Genomic DNA, 21,042 nt, shown 5'->3' with positions numbered 1-21,042 from the left:
CTCTCGGCCGACGCGATCCTGTCGCTGGTCAGGCAGGATCCCTTCACCTGGGGGCCCAACATCGGGCCTCTTGACTACACGGTGCCCGGGCGATTCGTCGAGGCGAACTACAGTCCCATCACCGTCGGCGGGGGTAACGTCGGCAGAATCGCCAGCCATACCGTGACCTATGGCGACTGGACTGGCTCCTCGAACTTCACGACCTGCGTCGAGAAGCACAGCAAGGGCTGGCTGTCTTTCCTGGGGATCGGTGAGAGCGAGAACAAGACGATCCGCAGCAGCTCCAAGTGCACCTACATGACCAACAACCGGCGCAGTCAGTCCTTCTCGACGACCGTGAGCCTGACTTCTGCGACCGGGCTGGTGGTCCATGTCTACTATGACCGCGCCTTCGGGACCTGGGCCTTCCAGTCTGGTGGTGCGCCGGGGCACGACTCCATCTTTGATGGCCTTGCTCAGAACGAGGACGGCAGCCCTGCACGCAACAAGTACGTGACGCTGACGGTGGCCGGCAGGACCTTCCTCACCCGCACGGATGCTCAAGGGCACTACGTGGTCCGATCGCCGAGTCTGGCCGACGGATCAGGCACCCTCACCATCGGCACGAAGAGCAGACCGGTGAGTGTGAAGGTGCGCGCCGGAGCGCTCCAAAAGACGATCCCGATGCGCCCACTGCGCCTTCCGGGGCAATGACATGAGACGGTGGGCACGGAAGCGTCGACAGTAGGGATGCAACAACGCGCCCTTCCCTGGGGGGTGGAAGCCGTGGTGGGTTCTGAGCAGGCTGGTGGCGGTAGTCGCCGGGCGTTCTGGTGGAAGTCCGCCCTCCTCGTCGGCGTGGGTGCAGGTCTTCTGCTGTCGGCCACCGTCGCCTATGCCGACGACATGTGGTTCTCCTCGGGCTTCGACGTCTTCGGTCTGGCCTTCGTCGCTGCCGCTGCGGCGGCGATCGGCTTCGGGCTGTACGTGCTCGTGACGGTGCTGCTGGAGGCCTGGGTGTTGAAGGCCATGCTGACGCTCACGACCGGCCAGGGCTTCGGTTACGCCGTACTGGCGAACGCCGCCTCGGCGCTCGTGAGTCTGGCCTGGTATGTAGCGGGCGCCTTCGAGGGTGGCTGGAAGACCGCCATGGTCAAGCACGAGTACGGCCGGGCACTACTGCTCATGCTGCGGTCCTATGCGGTGACTCTGTGTGTGGAGGCCTTCGTGCTGGTTCTCTCCGTCGGCAAGCACCGCGACACGAAGCTGGTTCTGAAGGCGACCGCCGTGGCTAACGCCTTCTCCTACGCGGTGAGCTTCCTCATCCTCGCAGTCATCGCAGAGATGGGAATACGCCGCACCCTGGGAGTGCGTTGAACGGCAGCGCCCTCCCGGCCTGTGACACGGCACAGCGCACGACAACCCAGCTTCCGGCAAGTCCTTTGGCTCGCGCTCCGCAGCGAGTGGTGGCGGTGCGATTCGTTGCAGGGAACTCGCGCGTCACGGCCATACCAAGGAAGGCAGGCGAGATACCTATGGACGCTAGGGGCCCTTCTCGCTGAACAGCGCTTGCACGTTGAAGCAAGCACCAGTGCTCTCATCGAAGTCGATCGTGACATGCAGGGGCGACCGCTGCGACTCACGTCGGAAGGTCATCTTCACACTCAGATAGGGGACCTGCGATCCGTCCTGCGCCATACCGTAAGAGGTGCGCACCGCTTCCCTCTCGATATCGCTGGGCTGCAGACCCCATAGACGCGAAGCCAGCTTGTGAGCGGTAGGCACCACAGTCTGAGAGTTGACAGGATGCGGGCTGTCGATGAGAGGCCACCTGTTGTTGGGGTCCGCGCTCTGATGAACAGTGTAGCTCCAGACCTGCGAGAACAGCGTGAAGACGGTCCCGACGACAGGCTTGGCATTCTCCCCTACCCCTTGTATGTCCCACATGCGACCACCTGTTGGCACGTCAAGTACCGCCCCGGTGCCGATGAGACGGCTTGGAGGTAGGTTGAGCGCCTTGCTGATAGCGAGTCGCTCCTCCTGGACGGACAGCCGCTCCTCCTCCACAGGCAGCAGGGGATGTGGGCACCCTGAACACAGCAGACAGAGTGGGATCATCCAGATCCACCACCACACCCTTACCGCGGGACGGTGGGCGCTGTCCATCCGGGCTTCACCTCCGAACCTTTGACGGCATCGATGACGACCGCGTCCGTCCCGGTCCCGTGATGGAGCGTGAACTCCCAGGTGGGCCCCTCCTCAGGCGCATAGGCACTGGACAGCACGAGCCTCGCATCAGGGCCGACGCTGTATTGCTCACCGAGCTTCCTGGCGACTGCCTCGGCCTCCCGTCGCGCCTCAGCTTCTCCGAGCTTCGGCTTCGGCACCTTCGTCGGAGCGACGCGCAGAAGGTAGGACACGAGCTGGCCCCTGGTCATGTCGAAGCCCATCAGGACCCGGCTGCCGGTCCACACTCCGGGCTCGCCGGCCCCCTCTTCCCACCTGATGCAATAGGTTCGCCCACCCATGACCGTGGTTTCGCCGTCACCCAGCCGGTCACGCTTCAGCGGACAGACGCGAGCCAGCCAAGGCTCTGCCAGCTTCCTGCACCGTACATCCAGTTCCGGAGTGGACTTCATACCGGCCTCTCTCGGGAAGCGGCTTGCAAAGCGAAGTTGGGTCACGAACCCGCGCTCGACGTCGACGACAACGGATCCGGTCTCGCGTTGCTGTGTGGCAGCTCCGAGTTCGAATCGGAAGGCGCCGTGCGAGGGGCTAGATTTGGCCCCTCCCTCCTCGCGTTTGAGGGTGAGGTCCTCCGGCTTGCACTGAAGGAAGTCAGCGACGATCTGCTCGGGAGAGCGCTTCGCCGTCGAAGTCGCCTGCGTCCCTTCCTGTGCCGCGGACGCGGCTGGCTCTGCCGTGGAGCTTTGTGGCGTGGTCGCTTCGTTGTTGGGCTGCGCAGAAGCGCCGCCGGGCTCAGTCGCCTGGCTTTGCGGCTGTCCCGGCTGGTCTCCCGTCTGCGGCTGACAGGCACCCAGGGCACACACAAGAGCTATTGCGACAGGAACGCCCAGCTTTGCACTCGTCATACCGTTCACGCTCCCTACAGCGTAGAAGGATCGAAACTGCGTCCTCAACAGGCTTGCGGTCGGAGCTCAGGGCTGGCTGGCGGCCCAGGGCACCCCTCAGTGACGGGGTTTGTAGAAGCTGATTGCCCGGCCTCCGTAGGCCTCCACCTTGTACTTCTCTCCGGTGGCCACGTTTCGGTACTGCACGATGGTGTAGCCATTTCCCACGTCAGTACTGACGATTTCAAGATCTATAGGCGCCACACCATAGTACCGCGCCAGGAGTTCTTTCCCACGTTCCGATGCTCGTGTGGGCTCCATCGGCATCGTCGGGCCGGCTCCCTTCTCGAACGCCACCCTCAGGACATCGTTGGTGCTGAACAGGTCGACGGATGCCACCGTCCTGCCATCCTCGCTGAACACCTCATACGCAAAGGGCGTGGCAAGCGTCAGGAGCCAGTAATACGGGCAGCCGTAATGGCGGTCAGGCCGGACCTGCGTCGGACTGACCCCCATGAAGGCGGCGACGCGTGCCACTCTCGACCAGTTGTCGAGACAGTGCGGGCCGACCACGGCCACCAGGGCGAGCACGTAGACTATGACCTCGATGCGTAGGCGACGGCGCTTGCGCATCTACCCACCTCCGAACCTTGAGGGGACGAGGGAGACCTTGCTCGCCCGGTTGGGTCTGGCGGAGAGGCACACACGAGGACGCCGTCGAACCTCACCAGACCCTCATGTACACAGTACCATATACATGAAGGATATAGATATAGAAAAGGTTCCCTCACACTACTACCATAAGTGGTTTCGCTGACAAGATGTCTAGTGACGATCCACCTCTACACCTTCCCGAAGGGGCTATATCCACCACAAAAGAAGCGGCGCACCCACAAGGATGCGCCGCGGTTCCTTCCTCTGCTTCTCTCGAGGTAGAGGCTCGGCGCAATCTGCGCCACTCGCCTCTATCCGACGCTACTGTAAGGGTTCCTCGTCCCTCAGAGCGGCGCCGACCAGGAGAAAGCAGCCGGCATCTCAGGGAAGGGGTTCATGTCGAAGGGTGTGCTCGTCGGCAGGCCACGGAACTGCAGATCGGCGAAGTCGAGGAAGGCCTTCCAGTCGACGATTCCGTGACGGTGCTCGCCTTCGCGATACCAGATGCCGATGCGATCCTCTGCCCCGAGGAAACGATAGGCCTCGCGAGCAGCCCGATGCACCTGGTAGGTGCCGGAGGGATTGGCCCACAGATCGCCGAGCGCCTCGGTGGACAGCAGTGCCCGGGGCGCCACCAGGGCCTTGAGGAAGTGCTGGTCGAAGGGCAGGAGTTCCTCACGGTCGACGTACTCGGCGACGCGAGGTCCAAGCCAGAAGGGCACCGCACGGATCAAGTCGGCCAGCTTCTCGCAACCCTCGCCCTGCCACAGATAGGAACCTGACCCGCCGCAGCCGGAGTCGTTCGGAGCGGTGAGAGCGATGCGCTCGTCGGTCGCCCCGGCAAGCAGCACGGTCTTGCCGCCCCGGGAATGGCCGACCACTGCGAGGCATGCGGGATCGACAAAGTCCTGGGTGAGGAGGAAGTCGACGACCCGGTGATAGCCCCAGGCCCAGGCGGCGAGGGCACTGAACTCCAGGTCCGGATAGACGAGGTACAAGGCTGTGTCCCGCTCGTTGCGGTAGGCATCCGGCACGATCTCGGTGCGGTTGAAGGTGGCGAGGACGTAGCCGCGGCCCAGAACCTCCGCCACGATCTCGTCCGTGATCATGCGCCAGCAGCCGTCACCGTTGATGACTACGGGGAGCTTGTGGTCGCCACCACCCTCGACCTCCGGGATCAGCAGATCGAGGATGAACCAGAAGGGGCGCTTGCCACCCTCCACGTTCAGGCGGTATTGTTTGTGGGCGGCCTTCACAGGCGCCTTGATGGTGCTCGGGTGGAGCAACTCGGCATGGACGGCGGTCGGCGTCGGAGGCATACAACCGTACTCGAGGCCCACGGCGAGCTCGTACAACTCGGCACGACGCTGCGGCCAGTCTGCGGCCTTCTGAAGATGCGTGCCGTCGGCGAAGGTGAACAGGTCGGGCAGTTCAGCTTTGAGGATAGGCATGGTTGGCTCCTGATGAGGTGGTCTGGTCAAAGAGCGTATACTGGGAGCTTGGCGTACCACTGACCGGGTAGCCACGCCGTGCTATTTCGCCCTTCGAGCCGCAGTGACATTCCCGGCCTATCGGCAAGACGCAGAGAATCTGAGGCAGGATGCCGTGACGGCAAGTCGGGCAGGTATCCCGCCCGTAGGGACGAACCTCCGGGCAGACACGCCCTTGCAGGAGGAACTGATGTTCTCAGTTGGCTTCGACAACCAGAAGTACCTTGACCAGCAGACCGAGGCGATCCTGGACCGTGTGGACCGAGCGGCAGGCAAACTCTACCTGGAGTTCGGCGGCAAGCTGACCTTTGACATGCACGCCGCAAGGGTCCTGCCGGGCTACGATCCGAACGTGAAGATGCGTCTCCTGCAGGGCCTCAAGGACAAGGTCGAGGTGATCTTCTGCGTCTATGCCGGCGATCTGGAGCAGGGCCGTATCCGCGGCGACTTCGGCATCACCTATGACAGGGCGACGCTGAAGGCACTCGATGACCTGCGCGAGTGGGGCATCACCCGGGTGTCGGTGGCCATCACCCGCTTTCAGGAGGGGTCTACCACCGAGCGACTGATGCGCCGGCTCACCGCCAAGGGCATTCCGGTGTATCCGCAGCGGGTCATCCAGGGCTATCCGAACAACGTGGACCTCATTGTGTCGGAGGAGGGTTACGGGCGGAACCCCTACATCGAGACCTCTGCCCCGCTGGTCGTGGTGACGGCTCCGGGACCGGGGAGTGGGAAGCTGGCGACCTGTCTGTCGCAGCTCTACCACGATTGCCGTCAGGGCCGGCGCTCGGGGTATGCGAAGTTCGAGACCTTCCCCATCTGGGACTTGCCGGTGGACCATCCGGTCAACATCGCCTACGAGGCCGCGACGGTGGACCTCGACGACCTGGTGCTCATTGACCCCTTCCACCTACAGGCCTATGGCAAGACAACCACCAACTACAACCGGGACATTGAGGCCTTCCCAATCCTGAAGGCGATTCTGGACCGCATCACCGCCCACGGTATCAAGACCTTCCAGTACCAGTCTCCGACGGATATGGGTGTGAATCGGGCGGGAGCGGGCATCACCGACGACGAGGTGGTCCGCGAGGCCTCGAAGCAGGAGGTCATCCGCCGGTACTTCCGCCACCTGTGGGAAGCGCGTCGTGGCCTGGCGTCGCGGCATGTACTGGAGCGTGCCGAGAAGCTCATGGTGCGTCTGTCTCTCACCCCGACGGACCGGAGTGTGGTCCAGCCGGCCCGGGATGCTGCTGAGGAGGCGGAGCGCACCCAGAAGGGCAGTGACGGGTTCTACTGCGGCGCCGCCCTGGAGTTGCCCGACGGGACGATGGTCACGGGCAAGAACTCGCCCCTGCTGCACTCGGCCTCGGCGGCGATTCTCAACGGGATCAAGCGCCTTGCCGGTCTGCCGGAGGGGCTCAACCTGCTCCCCGAGAGCATGGTAAGGAGCCTCACCGAGTTCAAGCGAACCTGCCTGGCCTCGAGTTCTGCGAGCCTGAATGTCCAGGAGCTTCTGGTTGCACTGGGCATCAGCGCGGACGCCAACCCTGCTGCCAAGGCCGGCGTTGACCAGATTACCCGTCTGCGCGGCCTGCAGATGCATCTCACGCACCAGCCGGGACCGGGCGACAACCTGGGACTCCGGAAGCTGGGGATCGTGATGACGACAGATGCGGAGCCGACCAGCCAGGAGTACTTCCTTCGATAGAGTGCAGCGAGAACCGACGCGAGACGTCACATAACCCCGCAGTCTAGCGGAGCAGGAGAGATAGCTCGTGGACAGGCGAACCTTCGGGAGGAATCTGGTCGCCGTAGTGGGTCTTGCCGCGACGGGAGACGGTCTGCTGGCAGCTTTGAGTCACGCCGACACGGTCGGCGTGACTGCAACGAAGACCGGCACCGACCTTGCGCTCAGTCAGGCCCCTCAGGCCAAGACGCCGGCACTCATGGCCCACCGTGGCGCCTCCTCCCTTGCACCGGAGAACACGCTGGCTGCCTTCAGGAAGGCCCTGGAGACGAAGTCGCAGTGGGTGGAGCTCGACGTGCACCTCACAGCCGACGGTGAGGTCGTCGTCATGCACGACGGAACGGTCGACCGCACCACCGACGGCACGGGCCCCATAGCCAAGATGACGCTCGCCCAGATCAAGGCCCTCGACGCCGGGAGCTGGTTCAAGCCGGAGTTCGTCGGTGAGCGTGTTCCGACCCTTGCCGAGGTCGTCGCTCTTCTCGGCAAGCGTCTTCGCATCAACGTGGAGATCAAGTCCTCGGGCAATGCCGCGACAGCCCAGAAGGTGGTCGAGATCCTGCGCAAGGGCGGCGTCCTCGAGCAGAGCATGATCTCCTCCTTCGGCCTCCAGGCGGTGCTTGAGGTCCGCAAGTACTCGACGGTCCCGCTGCTGGCCCTGATCTCAGGGAAGGCCACCGACCTGCAGACCACCATCGACAAGGGCTTGCCCTACTTCAACATCGAGTACCGCCAGGTGGATGCGGCACTGGTCGAGAAGGCCCGTGCAGCCGGTGTCCGCCTCTGCGTCTGGACGGTAGACAACCCGGCCCTGTGGCCGCGCTTCGTCGATCTTGGCGCGGACATCGTCTGCACCAACCGGCCCCATCTGATGCCGGTCTAGGGCACCGAAGACCGACGTGCTGCAACGCAAAGCCCCGCCGATCGGGGGCGACGGGAGAGATAGCTCGTGGACAGGCGAACCTTCGGGAAGAACCTGGTCGCCGTAGTCGGCCTTGCCGCGACGGGAGACGGTCTGCTGGCCGCCCTGAGCCAGGCCGACCCCGCCCTTGAGGCCGCAACGAAGAGTGACACCGGCATCGTCCTCAGCGAGGGCTTCGAGGGCCAGATTCCGGACCTGCACACCTACCGTGCGGCCTACGCAGGCGACACGATTCGCGCTCATACCGGCGAGCACTCCCTGCGTGTGACCCCGACCGAAGGCTCCGGCGGGGCGTACTTCCGCCTCGACGGCATCGTCGACGGTCAGTCCGACTACGTGTTTTCAGCCTGGGTGTGGGCGGCGATGACCGGAGGCGTGCAGCTCTACGTCTCCGCGAGCGACGGCACCAGCCAGCGCCATACGAAGGCCCAGTCCTCCGGCGGAATCGAGGGCCGCTGGGTACTCATCACGGGAGCCCTGCGCGGCGAGGAATGGCGGAAGACAGACCGCGAGGTCATGCTGGCGATGGTGACTTCGGGCGAGAGCTGGTTCGACGATGTGGTGCTGCGCAAGACCCGTCTGCCGAAGCCGCCGATCACGACCTACCCGGTCATCGCCGCCACTCTCCGCTCGCAGACCGACCGGCGCGCCGTCACCTTGCAGCCCGGAGGCGAGCTGTCCCTGGATGGGCGGTCGGGGGTTCTGGCAGCGGGGTTCGAGTCTGCGGAGGACTGGTCGGCGGGCGAACCGAGCCCGGCGATCCCGGCCGACGGCATGCTGGCTTTCGCGGTCGATGCACCCCGGCCGATGTACGTGACCGGTGCCCTGGAGCTTGAGCCGGACGCCGATCTTCGTCCCGGTCTCCGGGCCACGGTACTGTGCGACGATACGGTGATTGCTGCGCCGATGGTCAACTACGCCCCCGGCTGGCAGGGCGAAGGCAATGCGCTGACCGGACCGGCCCCGGTATGCACCGGCGACCGACCACCGAGTCGCGTCGAGCTCGTCACCTGGCTCATGCCCCAGGGCAGGCACACGATCATGGTCGCCGGTCCGCACTTCCGACCGGCGGGACGCTTCCTGCGGCTCCAACTGCGCAGCCTGAACCGTCCGGTGCAAGACCCGGTGTACCAGTTCGCACTCCTCGGCGACACCCACCTGGGCACGGGGCGCTCGAACTGGATGAACAACAAGCTCAACGGTCCGGCGCAGGTGCAGCTTGCCGAGACCCTGGCCGACCTGGGCGAGGAGAAGACCCGCTTCGCCCTCATCGCCGGTGACATGACCGATAACGGAACGCAACCCCAGTTCGCGAGCCTGGGCCGCATCTGCAGCGAGGCCGGGATCCCGGTGTACGGCTGCATCGGCAACCACGACGGGTTCCTGGCTTCCTCGCGCAACGATGCGCTGGAACTGTGCGCGGGCATGTTCCCCGGTCACGCCACCAGCTACACTTTCCAGGAAGGCCCGCTGCGGTTCATCGTCCTCGATGGCTCCTACTGGTACCAGGCCGATGGCACGATCAGCAACTTCTACGACCCGAAGACCTCACGGGGTGTGTGCGCCAGGCCTGAGCAGATCCAGTGGCTCCGCGACACCCTCGCGGCGGACACGAAGACCCCGACACTGTTCGTCTGGCACTACCCGCTCTTCAACCACACCGGCGTCTCTTCCTGTGGCTACCGGATTCCCAAGTGTGCCGTCGGCAAGGAGGTCCTGGAGGCTCTCAATAGTGCCCCCAACTTCCGCGGGGCGCTCTGCGGGCACACTCACTGGACCGAGTTCAACCGGCCCGGCGACCGGGACCACCTGGTGAACCCGGCCTTCGCCGAATGGCCCAACGGGTACCGGATGCTTCGCGTGTACGATGACCGCGTCGAGTGGGAGATACGGCAGGTGCGGAACCGGGGCTTTGTAAGGGAGTCCTTCGAGCCCCCGAAGGCGCTGTCCTGGATGCTCTCCACGGGCGACGGCGACCTGTCGGGGCGATTTGCGTTGTAGCAGAGACAGAGACCTTCCCGGGGTCGCCTCTTCAGCGGCCCCGGGGTTGACGACTTCGCAGACCCTGCAAACCTCAGGCGGAGGCAGCGTTTCCCTTGCCCGCCGGAAGCGGAGCATAGGCGCCGCTCGAAAGCACTTCCTCCGCCACCCGCACCACGTTGCCGCCGAGTACCTTCTGGATATCCTCGTCCGAGTAGCCCCGCTGAACCATGCCCACCGTGAAGAGGGGCCAGTTGGTCCACGCCAGGCTCTGGGACATGTGCGGCTTCTGCCACTCCGGCGAGAAGAGCGGGTCCTTCGGCGGCCAGAAGTTCTCGAACCTGCTGCGCTGACGACGCCTGGCCGGTATCTTGGCGTTCTCAGCACCGGCGAAGGAGGAGGTGTAGGCGGTGTCCGTGCCGATGGCCACGTGGTCGGCGCCGAAGGTCTTCACCACGTGGTCGATGTGGTCGAGAAGGGCGTTGATGTCGCCACTGCGCCCCAGGAAGGCGGGGACGCAGCAGATGCCGAGGTAGCCGCCGGTATCGACGATCGCCCGAATCACCTCGTCGGGCTTGAAGCGCGCGTGGACGTTCACTGCGCAGCACCCCGAGTGACTCGCCACCATCGGCCGGCTGGAGGCACGCGCTGCCTCCAGGCTCGTCTGCCAGCCCGAATGGGCCACGTCAACGATGACCCCGACCCGGTTCATCTCGGCGATGGCCATCCGCCCCAGATCACTCAGCCCGCCATTCGCCGGTTCGGCGCAGCCGTCTCCGAGCATGTTGCGCCGGTTGTAGGTAACGTGCATCATCCGGATTCCGAGCTCAAAGAAGGTGCGGATGTACCTTAGCTCGGACTCCGCCGACTCCCAGCTCTGCGCGAGCGGCACGCCGTTGCCCGTGAAGTACAGGCAGCGCTTTCCGGCCTTGCCTGTCGCAAGGATATCGGCCGGGCGCACGGCTTTGCTCACGACCTCGGGCATCATGTCGGTGAGGTAGGTGAAGCGGGCCAGGCGCTTGAGCAGGCGGTCGACGGCCTGGCCTTCCTCGCCCGAGTTCTGGACGATGCAGTTGACCCCGGCCGCCTCCCAGGCGCCGACAAACTCCTCGCGCTCGCGGGCATCGGTCACGCAGCGGGTCATCCTCATGTCCTCGAGCAAGTCCTGCAGCTCGGAGTCTGAGGCACCGGCTTCAACCGCCGCCTTCACGGCCTCCCCGTCGACGGCGGAACTGGGCGAGAAGCCGTAGGCATCAACAACGACGGAGTTGGCATGCAACTCCAGACCGTGCGCCAGGTCGCGCTCGCTGGGTTGCAGGATTCCCAGGGCCACCTCTCGGGCACGTCGGACGGACTCGTTCACGAACAGTCATCTCCTCTGGAGCCTTGCACAAGGCTTTGGGTCGGCGCCTCACGGCATCGCAACCGCTGTCATGCCTCTGTGTTCCCTCCCGAGCCGGGGACACCTTCTTCACGCCCGTCTGCGCAGCACCCGTCCGTCAGGCCGATAGCTGCCAGCCATCCATGTCTGCCTGTTGTCAGGCAGTGCCACCACGGCGAGGGGCGCGATCTGCGCATTTCCGTGTATATCAGTGTCTTGTGACGGCAATTCGGCCGACGTGCGCTCGATCTTGACATTATGCGCTTGTTTGCGCTATTATAGGCGGCGACGGAAGGAACCAGTTTTGGTGTGAAGTGGACCAAATGTGCGTCTTCCCGTCGTCCTCATGGTCCTACCTCTCCATGTCTCCAGCCTCTATTCGCCCGCACAGTCCGTTAGCGACCGCTGTTCGTGGCAGTATGCGGCCAGCAGAAGGACCAGATCCCGGTACCTTGCTGCCCCCTGGGTCCACCACGGCCGACGGTACTGCCGCCCTGCGCCTTCCTGCCGCCGAGAGTGACTAACCCGGTGCTGTCGTAGCCGTAGGCCCTGCTGCCGGACCCGTGGACAGATACGGAACACCCTTGCTCGGCCCATATCTGGAGGGAGTGATGGTCGTGGAGCGGATCTGCCTGATAGTATGCCTGTGTTGCATTGTTCTTGTGGCTTCTGCCTATGCGGAGCCGGTCGCGGAGCCGGTCGCGAACCCGATTGTGATCCGTCACCTGCCGGGAGGGATGGTTGAGTTCAGTCAGGTCGTGTGGCCCGATAGTCCCAGCGGAGTGAAGGTGCTACGTGCGGCAGTGCGCAAGGGCAAGACGTCACCGACGCTCAGGCCCGATGAGTTTACCGCGCTGGGAGGCGACACGGGAGACGCAAAGACGGCGGCGGTCACAAAGCTGGGCGAAAACCTCGCTAAGACCAAAGACGTCGTCGACGTGGCCACGAGATACATGGGCGGCATCCTGACTATCAAGGGCGGCAACTACACCTTCAGCTACTCAGACCGAACGCGGGAGGGGGCGCCCTCCCCCGGAGGAAGCGGGGGGTTGATCGGTGCTTCGCTCCTTAAGCTACTGGCTGGCCCCAACAGTCCCCTCGAGCTCGCTACCGTGGTGGTCGACAAGGACGTCACTGTCTTGGTCGGCATAGGCGCGTGGCTACCGCGATCGCGCCACACGATCTACACGCCGGATCCGGAGGCCGATCTCACCTGCACCACCTGGTGGCGTTTCACCGAGTATAGCGTTGGTGACGGCGCACCGGCTCGAGTCCTTGTTGAGGCCTTTGTCACGCTCCCGGCCAAGGGCATCTTCACCGTGACCGGCGAGCCAGGCGAGCCCACATGGGGGCTAGTCGCCGGGTACGGCATGGGTGGCGCGGACAGGCCATTCTACCTAGGGGTGGCTCGCCACATCGCTGATCGCTTCAGCCTGACTGCCGGTGGCGCCTTTGGAGGCGGCGAGAGTCCGGCCTTGGGATATGGCGTGACCTTTGACATTACCGACATTTTCGGCTCCGTTACTGCAGAGTTGTCGGGTACCGAGAAGAAGAAGGAGGAACAGCAGCAGAGCGAGTAGACCGCGAGACCGGAACGCGGAAGCAGGACAAGCACGTGCTGCCCCCAACGCGAGGAAGGCCGCAGGAGTACCGAGACTGTGTCCGCGGCCCTTGCGGTTCTGAAAGGGGCAGGTCTACGTTGGGTCCGGGGCGATGCTCCGCGACCACACGTAGTCGCGGCCGGTCACGGCGACTGCCTCAAAGGGTGCCAGGGGCATCAGACGCGGCATCCGCTCTGGCATGGGCCCACTTCCCGCGGTTCGGCAACCGACCGCCCTGGCAGCGGGCCCGCATGTGTCTCCAAGGCGGAGCTTTGTCGGCTTGCGGAACTGGGATGCTAGCGCCGCCGGCCCTTGCCCTCTTTGGCCCCATGGCTACGGAGCAGCTCGACCATCTCAGGCTTGTTGCTCAGCCGAGCGTAGTCCAGCGGCGTGCGTCCGTTCTGGTCCGGCTCATTGACGTTGGCCCCGTACTCGAGGAGCACGCGCACTATCTCCACGTGGCCCTTGAGGATCGCCCCGCGCAGGTAGTCCGCCATCTCTGCAGAGCCCCGGGCAACCGCACCGGCGCGCAGTTGCCTCTCGACCTCCGTCGCGTCCCCGGCGAACATGATGGCGTAGATCATGGACATCCGCACTCCGCGCTTCTGGAGGGCCTCGGCCACCTGGGGCTGGTGATGCAGGTGCGCCAAATCGCGCATCGTCAGAGGGTAGGGCGCCTGGGTCACGGTCTCCTTGATGCCCTGTCCCTTGGCGACCAGGTCGAGTGCATCGTCCGTCCGCTCCAGAACGATTGCGGTCTCTAGGGTCAGTCGCGCCCCCTTGTCCAGAAGTAACTCGGCCTTCCGCTGGCCCCATCTACCCTCGCCGACGAACTGAATCGGTGCCACACCCGCGCTGGTCTGCTTGTTTGGATCGGCCCCGGCGGCGAGTAGCACGCGTAGCATCTCGACGCCCTTGTCTCCTCGCACCATTGCCGCATTGCACAGCGCAGTGCCTCGACTGGTACGGGAAGTGTTCGGGTCGGCGCCCTGGGCGAGGAGTAGCTTCACCATCTCAACGCTGCCGTGATCGATAGCGGTCCCAAGGGGTGCCGTGGAATCTGTGTCGAGGGCCTTCGCCTTCGCACCATGCTCGAGCAAGAGGCGGACGGCACCGATCTGGTCGGCCGCGCAGGCCCAGTGCAGGGGCCGGCTGACCTCCCTGTCTGCGTCAAGGGGGTGCATCGGCACAGGGTCTGTGGAGGGCCAATCGATCTTCCTCTGGACGGTCTCCCATTGAGAGTAGGAGCGCAACTGCGCGTCTGGGTCGAGGCCCTGTGCAAGCAAGGCACGGAGCTTGTCGGTGTCGCCAGTCCCTGCAGCCACGCAGGCCGCCTCGGTCGGGCTGAGGTCCTTGTACTTGTTGGAGTTGCGGCCACCCGACTGCTGCAGTGCCTTGACGGTCTGAGTGTAGGCGTCCAGCCGCATCAAGGGGCTGCTGGGCTCAACGAGGGCAAGCGGCGTATTGCCCTCGGCATCGACCGCGTTGGCGTCCGCGCCGGCAGCCAGCAGTATCTCCAGTGACTTCAGGTTGGCCTGCACAGCAGCCGCGTGCTGAGCGCTCCTCTCCGACTTGGCGAGTCTGCCGATCGTGGGTTCCTCTTCGCACAACTGCCTGCCCCGCAGGGCCACTGTGTGCAGAGCCGTCTGCCCGGACTGCCCGCGCTCCTTTGCCCTGGCTCCGTTCTCACACAGCAGCTTCACGAGCTCCGGATGACCACCCCACACGGCTGCCTGGAGCGGCGTCTGACCATCGGTCTTCTTGGCGTTCGGGTCGGCGCCCGCGCGAAGTAGGACGGCGGCAAGGTGAACCTTGCCCGACATCGCCGCCTGATGTAGGAGGGTCCCCTTCCGCACCCCAAGAGGAGTGTTCGCGTCCAGCCCGCCAGCGAGGAGACGGCGCAACTCGCCTTCGTTGCCGCTGGCGATCGCCTGGACCGCGAGCTGCTCGGGCAAGGCACCTCCAGACGACGCGCCGGTCTCGGCAGAGGATTCGGCGCCGTTGCTCGCGACCTCGGGCTGGAGTCCGGGAGGCTGTTCCTCGCGAGAGCACCCGGTAGTCCAGGCGATAGCGAAGATGGCCACAAGGGTCAGTGAAAGGCGAGTGGCACTCATTGCTCTCACTCCCGAAGGGGCACTGGCGCTGGAGGTTGTGCAGGCATGTACACAGAGGCGAACCCTCAACACGAGAGCGCGCACGGAGGCCAGAGCCCAGTCAGGCCCACAGAGCGGGTCACGTCCACTCCAGCACCTGCTGAGTGCCACCGGGCTACGTTGACCACATATACAGAGTAACATTGAGAGAAGGTCCTTCAACTTCCTTCTTCCTTGTGCACTTCCGACGCCCTTGCCCCCTGCTGTCCCCCGCAAGGCCCTTCCTCAGGCAGGAAGCAGACGCCAGACGCGGAAGGGTACTGCCTGGCCGCCCGTCAAGGGAGGCGCGGGGGCAAGCGGCACACGGTGTCGCGCAAGTGGGAGGTGCGATGTGACAACCTGTGTAACGGTGTGCGAGGCTCTCGCCACTGTCCTCATTCTGGCCCTGGTATGCGGAACTGCTCGCGGCGACTCGACTTGCCGTGATGGAGGATCGGCAGTACCCGACTACGCTTCCCTCAGCCTGAAGGGCGAAGGGATGTCGCAAGACTCCGTGTCGCTATCGCTCGTGGCGGCCGCAAGGCTGCTTGGTCGCGACGGCGACTACCAGACGGTCTTCTGTCGGTCGGCGAGTGCCTTCTGCCCCGGTCTTGACCCCTGCGAGCCCTGCACGTCCTGGTGGCATGTTGCCTCGTGGCTGAGTACCCCTGCGATCCGCCCACTCGCAAGGAGTCTGGGGCTGACTGCCCGCAAGCTGCGTCTCCCCGAAGCAGAGAGCCCGGACCCGAAGGCCCTGCTCGCGCATCGCCGAGCAGTCGCTGCGGTGTTCCACAAGGAGATGCGTGCGGGCCACGTCATACTTATCGAGCGCGAGTGGGAGACCAAGGGGCCCCATGGCTTTGTCCCCTGGGCCTGGGCCGGGATCATCACCGAGGCCGATCCCGAGACGGGCAGGCTCCTCGGCGCCTGCCTCAATGGCTACCTGGACAACCCGGTGTCCTACGTCTCGGGGGCCTGGGCGCTGTCACCGGCGCGGACCACGACACCGGCGCTCGATGCCGACCTGGAGATGCTGCGCCTGGCTGTCGCCAGGATACGTGGGGAGAGGCCCTTCGGTCGCACCCGGCAGGCGGTGTATGGCCTGAAGGCGATGGACCTGTGGATCAAGCAGATGTCCGAGGTGCCGGGATTCTGCGCCGAGTGTGAGCAGCGATCGCAGAAGGGCTGGACCGATGCCCGTGACAACGCTGTCCGGATGGATGCCGGTGCCCGGGCGGTCTCGGCCTACCTGCGGCAACGAGCGCTGAGCTTCCCGGCTGTTGTGCGCCCCTGTCTGGAGGCGACGGCGAAGCACTACGACCGAACCCAGACGCTTCTGCACCCGTCCCTGACAGGTGAGGGTGGCGAGAGGCTGGAGCAGCTCGTGGGCAGACTCGACAAGCAGAAGGCGCACGCCGAGCAGGTGTTGGTGCCCCTCCGCAAGGAGCTAGCGGCTGCCGCGGAGAGTATGGAAGAGGCGCTGGCGGCTGCGGAGGTGCTTCCGGGACAGGTGCGACCCGAGGCGTTGTCGGCGCCCGCAGGCCGTGAGTTGACGGACGAGAGCGTACCCTATCTGGGTGCCGGGGTGCCACTGGCGCACGTTCAAGCTCTCAACCACGCCGGAACACCGATCACCTTTGCCGAGTTCACGGCGGGCACCGGCTGGGCGTTCAGCTTCGGCTACGGCTATGACAGCCTGCCGACTGCCTTCCTCGGTGTGTGCGGAAACCCGAAGGCCGATGGCCCCTACGAGGTCTTCCGCTGGCTTACGCAGCGTCTCGGTTACTCCTACAAGGGTGTGCCGGTCAAGGAGGCCGATCGTCTCTGGGCCTTCGTCAAGCCGCAGGTGGACGCGGGCACTCCTGTCCTCAGTGAGCAGTGGGACGGCGGCCTGTTCACTGGTTACCGCGAGAAAGACGGCGTGAGGCAGGTTTGGTTCGAGGCACCCGTCGGGCGTGGCTGGCTTGCGCTCGGCGACCTGCAGCCGGCCTGGGTCTATGTTCTTGAGCGCACCGGCAAGCCAAGGCCGCACAAGGAGCTCTACAGGGAGGCCCTGCAGCGGGCCTTGCAGAAGGCCTCACCTCATGAGCATGGGGGTGTGGCCCAGGGCCTGGCGGCGCTGGAGGCGTACCGCAGAGACGTTGCGGATTCAAGCAAGAGCTTCGAGAAGCGCGCGGAGTGGTTCTGTTGGGCGACCTTCGAACGCCTCAGTGCCCGCAAGTGCTGCGCCGAGTGGCTTCGTCAAGCAGCCGACACCCTCGGCGACGACGCCCGACAGCCGCTCCTTGAGGCCGCCGAGCATTACGCGAAGGCCTTCGCGCTGTATGAGCGTTACCGCGTCGCAGCCCATGCCGGTGACCCCATGGAGACCAACGTCCTCAAGTTCGCGCGAGACCCGGAGCACCTCGTGGTGATGCTGCCGCTCCTGGACCAGGGCATCGCGGAGGAACGGGCAGGGATCGAGGCCCTGCGGCAGGCTGTGGCTACGTGGTGAGACGGCGTAGCGACCGCGGGATGGCGGCGTCCCCGTACCTTTGAGGAAGTGAGGACAGATGAGCACGGACTGGAAGCTCCTCCGGACGGTGATGAACGGCGTTTTGGATGCCTGCGAGACGATGGAGGCGTTGCAGCCCGACCTGTATGCAGGCGAGTATGAGGCCAGGTCCGACTACCAGGAGGATGTGTGTGTCGGCGACTTCCTGAGCCGGTTCTGGAACTACCCCGAGGGCGCCCAGCGGGACATCATACGTCTCCGGTCCCTGCTGGGATGCGACCAGAAACAACCGCAAGAGATCGCGAGGGCCCTGGTTGCTGCAGCCATGGCCTGTGCCGAGGCGATTGGCGTCCCTGCGGAGATGCTTGACCGCGAGGTGGCGGATTTCGAGCCCCACTGCGGCAGCGGAGGGAAGTCGATTCGCAGCCAGCTCGAGGCGATACCGTGGATCCAGAACGGCTGGATGCAGACGGGGGTGCGCAAGGCCCTGGAGAAGTACCGGGCTGAGGAGCACTGAGGAGCACCGGCAACGGCACCTGTGAGGGAAGGCCCCAACACCAAGAGAGGAGCGGGACACGGTGTCACGAGCCATCAGCCTCAAGACCGAGGGCAACAGGACGTACCTGGAGGGCGTCAGGCCCCTGGACTGGAGCACTGGCGAGATGTGCGAGTTCGCCTCGGCTCTCACCCGCATGGTGGAGTGTGTCGGTGAGGAGGTGCCGTACCACAGCATCATGGGCGTGACCGGCGTCGCCTTTCGATTCACCATGGGCCATGAGCTGTGGAACCCTGGCTTCTACGGGTTCGAGAGCGTCTCAGCCGATGTGCACGACCTGTTCCGCCGTGCCTTCGACGCGGTCGGCTACAGGTACCGCTGGCACCCCAGGGGCAACCGGGCCGAGGACCTTCAGCGCATCACCGACAGCATCAGCCGCGGCCTTGCTGTGATGCTGAGAGGGCACGTGGTGGACGCCTCCGATTGGGTACTCATCACCGGCTATGAGAGCGGCGGCGACATACTCCTGGGGTCGAGTCCCTACGGCGGGCCCAATAGGTTCAGGGGCTATGACGTCATCAAGGACTGGCACGGGCAGACGAGAGAGTACCTTACCCTGGGTGCGAAGTGCGAAGCGCTGCCCTTGCCGCTCGTCTACACCGAGGCCCTGCAACTGGCCGTGGAGTTGGTACGCACGCCGGAGATTGGTGGTCGCCACGCCGGGCTCAAAGCCTATGAGGTCCTGGCGTCAACCCTACGCAACCCGGAGTTCGCCCAGGAAGTGGAGCGGGAGGACAACGGTCTCTGGTTCCGCTACCTCTGTGTGCTCTGCTACAACATGATGCTCGACGACCACACCTCGGCGGCTCCCTTCCTGCGCGATGCGGCCCAAGCGCTGCCCGGAGGCGGGACAGAGTTGCTTCTGGCCGCCGAAGGCTATGAACGAAGCTGCGAGTTGAGGTACCAGCTCGAGGACATCCTGAAGAGCGACTTCTCGCAGGAGGCTCAGCAACGGCTCCTCGATCCTGAGGTGCGCGAGCGGTATGCGCAGACCCTCCTTGAGATCCGCGACTCCGATGCGCAGGCAGTCTCTCATATCGAGCAGTCCCTGGTGGAGGCACGTCATGATTGAGCACCCGGAAGCCGTGACCCTTGCCGGACAGATCACCGAGACGCTGGCGGGCAAGAAGATTGGGTCCGCGATGCGGGGCAACTCGCCGCACAAGTTCGCCTTCTACAACCGCCCGCCGGAGGAGTACGCGAGCATCCTCCAGGGCCAGTCGGTGCTTGGGTCCGAGGCGAGCGGCTCGCTGATTCTGGTCCGCGTCAGCAGCGGTCATGTGGTGCTTCTCGGCGGTGGTGGGGAACGCATCCTATATCACGCTTCGGCAGAGACGGTGCCGGCGAAGCACCAGTTGCTGCTGAGCTTCAGCGACGGCACCTTCCTCAGCGTCAAGGTCCAGGGCTGGGGGTCGTGCCAGCTCTTCACACCGGAAGGGCTTGAGGTGTACCCGTGGTACGCGAAGCGGTCACTGGAGCCGACCGATGAGGGATTCACGCGAGAGTACTTCGAGAGCCTGTTTGCGAATCTGACGCCCGATGACAAACGGGCCATCAAGTTCTTCCTGATCTCGGAGCCCGGCGCCTGGGGCATCGGGAACGGCTACCTGCAGGACATCCTCCTGGCCGCACGACTTCACCCACGCTACCGAGCGGTAGATATGACCAAGGCGCAGCGCACTGCGCTCTACAAGGCCGTCGTGCAAGTGATCCAGCGCGCGATCGGGCTCAAAGGCCGGACCGATGAGCATGACCTCTTCGACGAGACCGGTGGGTATGCGCGTCTGCTGAGCGCCGCAGCGGCCGGTCAGCCTTGCCCCGCCTGCGGGAAGGCGGCGATCCTCAAGGAGAGCTTCCTGGGCGGCGCAGTCTACACATGCCCGGAGTGTCAGCCCGCGCCTCCGAAGCAAGACCGACGGACGCAGAAGACAGAGAGGTAACCCCGCACGACCTGCAGACGGGCGTACTCCTCTACCATTCCTCGCGCAGACGGCGCAGGAAGTCCTTGGTGTACGCCCGGCTGTCGGCGGCCATCCTCCTGCCGACAGGCGTCAGAAACTCCACCCGATCGAGATATTGGTGCTCGAAGATGTCCGCTGTCTCCTCGAAGGACTGCCCCAGCGCCCCGCCGGTGAGGAAGGCCTTGGCAACACCAAAGGCCCCGAGCAACTGCAGGTAGTTCGCGTCATGCACGATCTGCTCTTCGACGGTCACAGGAGCTCTCAGGTGGCGCGCAAGGCTCGCCAAGAGATCAGCAGTGTCCTGCCACCCCAAGCTACCCAGAAAGGCCTCGACGCGCTCACGGAAGGCTTCCTCGTTCTGGATCCGTGCATGCAACCCGTGGAAGCAGGCCAGGAAGTAGAGGCGATCCCACTGCGGGGATAGGCCTTCGGACAGCATGGGGAGCCGACTCACGATGCGCTCTATGTGGTGGAAGTCATGTGCCCTGTCCTTGTGGCCGTACTCGCGGCAGACGAAGTCGAGGTAGGGCTGAGCCTGGCTACGAAGGTCACACACCGTCCGTTCCCTCCTGATCCACATCGACACAAGGGCATACTGGCTCCCGACGACCCTCTCGGCACGACGCAGGGCACTTCGGCCCCTTGACGTGCGAGGCGGTTTGCAGTTTGATCGGCTACCGTGGGTTCCGCAGACCCGGCCGATGTATCACAACAGCAGCGCATCACGGAGGCAGTTCGTGTACATCCTTTGGCTGGTCATCTACTGGGCCATGCAGGCCGCGGCCCAGATCATCTTCAACTACGGCAGCACAGCCCCGCAGCGTTTTGTCCCCTGCTTCATCCTCGGCAACGTCTTCGGCGCCTCTAGCATCTGGCTCCTGATGCTGCTGTACAAGTGCATGAACCCGAATCTTGCGCTGGGTCTGGGCACCGCTGGCGGTTTCCTGTGTGCCCAGGGCGCCCTGGCGCTGCTGTTCAAGTCCAGCCTCACACCGATGCAATATGGGGCCATCGTCGCCGTCGCGCTCGGGATGGGCCTCTTCGCAGCCGCCGCCAAGTCGGCTTAGG

18 protein-coding genes are annotated in these 21,042 nt (G+C 64.8%); 11 read left to right on the top strand and 7 right to left on the bottom strand.

Annotated features, from left to right (window positions below; all coding sequences use genetic code 11):
* Together ABFE16_19140 and ABFE16_19135 are read left to right on the top strand one after the other, a co-directional pair.
* A partial coding sequence (locus ABFE16_19140) for a hypothetical protein (protein MEN6347415.1) occupies nt 1-693 on the top strand: 693 nt, incomplete at its 5' end.
* A gap of 75 nt (nt 694-768) precedes the next feature.
* Entirely contained in the window at nt 769-1,356 is a 588-nt protein-coding gene (locus ABFE16_19135; GenBank protein MEN6347414.1) for a hypothetical protein, read from the top strand.
* Nucleotides 1,357-1,521: 165 nt separating this feature from the next.
* Here ABFE16_19135 and ABFE16_19130 read toward each other — a convergent pair whose 3' ends face one another.
* The 4 genes from ABFE16_19130 to ABFE16_19115 form a co-directional block, all read right to left on the bottom strand.
* Nucleotides 1,522-1,926 (bottom strand): hypothetical protein, encoded by a 405-nt coding sequence (locus tag ABFE16_19130; GenBank protein ID MEN6347413.1) that lies wholly within the window; start codon nt 1,924-1,926, stop codon nt 1,522-1,524.
* Between the two features lie 191 nt (nt 1,927-2,117).
* Nucleotides 2,118-3,071, bottom strand: coding sequence for a hypothetical protein (locus tag ABFE16_19125; protein MEN6347412.1), 954 nt, complete (start codon nt 3,069-3,071; stop codon nt 2,118-2,120).
* Nucleotides 3,072-3,167: 96 nt separating this feature from the next.
* Entirely contained in the window at nt 3,168-3,683 is a 516-nt protein-coding gene (locus ABFE16_19120) for a hypothetical protein (protein MEN6347411.1), read from the bottom strand.
* A gap of 365 nt (nt 3,684-4,048) precedes the next feature.
* Entirely contained in the window at nt 4,049-5,155 is a 1,107-nt protein-coding gene (locus ABFE16_19115) for a hypothetical protein (protein MEN6347410.1), read from the bottom strand.
* A gap of 229 nt (nt 5,156-5,384) precedes the next feature.
* Between ABFE16_19115 and ABFE16_19110 the strand changes: the two genes are divergently transcribed.
* The 3 genes from ABFE16_19110 to ABFE16_19100 all read left to right on the top strand — a co-directional run bounded on the left by ABFE16_19110 (nt 5,385) and on the right by ABFE16_19100 (nt 9,870).
* A complete protein-coding gene (locus ABFE16_19110; GenBank protein ID MEN6347409.1) occupies nt 5,385-6,908 on the top strand; it encodes a DUF1846 domain-containing protein in 1,524 nt (507 codons plus the stop codon).
* Nucleotides 6,909-6,975: 67 nt separating this feature from the next.
* Nucleotides 6,976-7,830 carry a glycerophosphodiester phosphodiesterase family protein gene (locus tag ABFE16_19105; GenBank protein ID MEN6347408.1) on the top strand — a complete coding sequence of 285 codons (855 nt, stop codon included), beginning with the start codon at nt 6,976-6,978 and terminating at the stop codon, nt 7,828-7,830.
* A 66-nt stretch (nt 7,831-7,896) separates the two neighbouring features.
* Nucleotides 7,897-9,870: a metallophosphoesterase gene (locus tag ABFE16_19100; protein MEN6347407.1), complete on the top strand. Its 1,974-nt coding sequence runs from the start codon at nt 7,897-7,899 to the stop codon at nt 9,868-9,870.
* A gap of 73 nt (nt 9,871-9,943) precedes the next feature.
* Here ABFE16_19100 and ABFE16_19095 read toward each other — a convergent pair whose 3' ends face one another.
* Entirely contained in the window at nt 9,944-11,212 is a 1,269-nt protein-coding gene (locus ABFE16_19095) for a membrane dipeptidase (GenBank protein MEN6347406.1), read from the bottom strand.
* Between the two features lie 629 nt (nt 11,213-11,841).
* Here ABFE16_19095 and ABFE16_19090 point away from each other — a divergent pair.
* Nucleotides 11,842-12,810, top strand: a complete 969-nt coding sequence (locus ABFE16_19090; GenBank protein ID MEN6347405.1) for a hypothetical protein — start codon at nt 11,842-11,844, stop codon at nt 12,808-12,810.
* A gap of 317 nt (nt 12,811-13,127) precedes the next feature.
* Here the strand turns inward: ABFE16_19090 and ABFE16_19085 are convergent, their stop codons facing one another.
* On the bottom strand, nt 13,128-14,945 hold the full coding sequence (locus ABFE16_19085; GenBank protein MEN6347404.1) for an ankyrin repeat domain-containing protein: 1,818 nt from the start codon (nt 14,943-14,945) through the stop codon (nt 13,128-13,130).
* 370 nt (nt 14,946-15,315) lie between these two features.
* Here ABFE16_19085 and ABFE16_19080 point away from each other — a divergent pair, with 370 nt between their 5' ends.
* From ABFE16_19080 to ABFE16_19065, 4 genes are all read left to right on the top strand, one after another.
* Nucleotides 15,316-17,457 carry a hypothetical protein gene (locus tag ABFE16_19080; protein MEN6347403.1) on the top strand — a complete coding sequence of 714 codons (2,142 nt, stop codon included), beginning with the start codon at nt 15,316-15,318 and terminating at the stop codon, nt 17,455-17,457.
* Between the two features lie 58 nt (nt 17,458-17,515).
* A complete protein-coding gene (locus ABFE16_19075; protein MEN6347402.1) occupies nt 17,516-17,974 on the top strand; it encodes a hypothetical protein in 459 nt (152 codons plus the stop codon).
* Nucleotides 17,975-18,035: 61 nt separating this feature from the next.
* The gene (locus tag ABFE16_19070; protein MEN6347401.1) at nt 18,036-19,085 is read left to right on the top strand and encodes a hypothetical protein; all 1,050 of its coding nucleotides are present in this window, start codon (nt 18,036-18,038) and stop codon (nt 19,083-19,085) included.
* A complete protein-coding gene (locus ABFE16_19065; GenBank protein ID MEN6347400.1) occupies nt 19,078-19,953 on the top strand; it encodes a hypothetical protein in 876 nt (291 codons plus the stop codon). Before ABFE16_19070 ends, ABFE16_19065 begins: the two co-directional genes overlap by 8 nt.
* 31 nt (nt 19,954-19,984) lie before the next feature.
* Here the strand turns inward: ABFE16_19065 and ABFE16_19060 are convergent, their stop codons facing one another.
* The gene (locus tag ABFE16_19060; protein MEN6347399.1) at nt 19,985-20,530 is read right to left on the bottom strand and encodes a hypothetical protein; all 546 of its coding nucleotides are present in this window, start codon (nt 20,528-20,530) and stop codon (nt 19,985-19,987) included.
* A 181-nt stretch (nt 20,531-20,711) separates the two neighbouring features.
* Between ABFE16_19060 and ABFE16_19055 the strand changes: the two genes are divergently transcribed.
* Nucleotides 20,712-21,041: a hypothetical protein gene (locus ABFE16_19055; GenBank protein MEN6347398.1), complete on the top strand. Its 330-nt coding sequence runs from the start codon at nt 20,712-20,714 to the stop codon at nt 21,039-21,041.
* Nucleotide 21,042 lies beyond the last annotated feature (1 nt).

This window comes from Armatimonadia bacterium, from assembly GCA_039679385.1.
In the GTDB taxonomy this organism is placed as follows: Bacteria; Armatimonadota; Zipacnadia; order Zipacnadales; family JABUFB01; genus JAJFTQ01.
This window is presented reverse-complemented; position numbering and strand designations above follow the sequence as displayed.

Excerpts from the sequence above, each read along its gene's own strand:
- ABFE16_19125 (MEN6347412.1), bottom strand. The coding sequence starts at position 3,071 with ATGACGAGTGCAAAGCTGGGCGTTCCTGTCGCAATAGCTCTTGTGTGT.
- ABFE16_19115 (MEN6347410.1), bottom strand. The coding sequence starts at position 5,155 with ATGCCTATCCTCAAAGCTGAACTGCCCGACCTGTTCACCTTCGCCGAC.
- ABFE16_19065 (MEN6347400.1), top strand. The coding sequence starts at position 19,078 with ATGATTGAGCACCCGGAAGCCGTGACCCTTGCCGGACAGATCACCGAG.
- ABFE16_19090 (MEN6347405.1), top strand. The coding sequence starts at position 11,842 with ATGGTCGTGGAGCGGATCTGCCTGATAGTATGCCTGTGTTGCATTGTT.
- ABFE16_19085 (MEN6347404.1), bottom strand. The coding sequence starts at position 14,945 with ATGAGTGCCACTCGCCTTTCACTGACCCTTGTGGCCATCTTCGCTATC.
- ABFE16_19075 (MEN6347402.1), top strand. The coding sequence starts at position 17,516 with ATGAGCACGGACTGGAAGCTCCTCCGGACGGTGATGAACGGCGTTTTG.
- ABFE16_19110 (MEN6347409.1), top strand. The coding sequence starts at position 5,385 with ATGTTCTCAGTTGGCTTCGACAACCAGAAGTACCTTGACCAGCAGACC.
- ABFE16_19130 (MEN6347413.1), bottom strand. The coding sequence starts at position 1,926 with ATGTGGGACATACAAGGGGTAGGGGAGAATGCCAAGCCTGTCGTCGGG.
- ABFE16_19120 (MEN6347411.1), bottom strand. The coding sequence starts at position 3,683 with ATGCGCAAGCGCCGTCGCCTACGCATCGAGGTCATAGTCTACGTGCTC.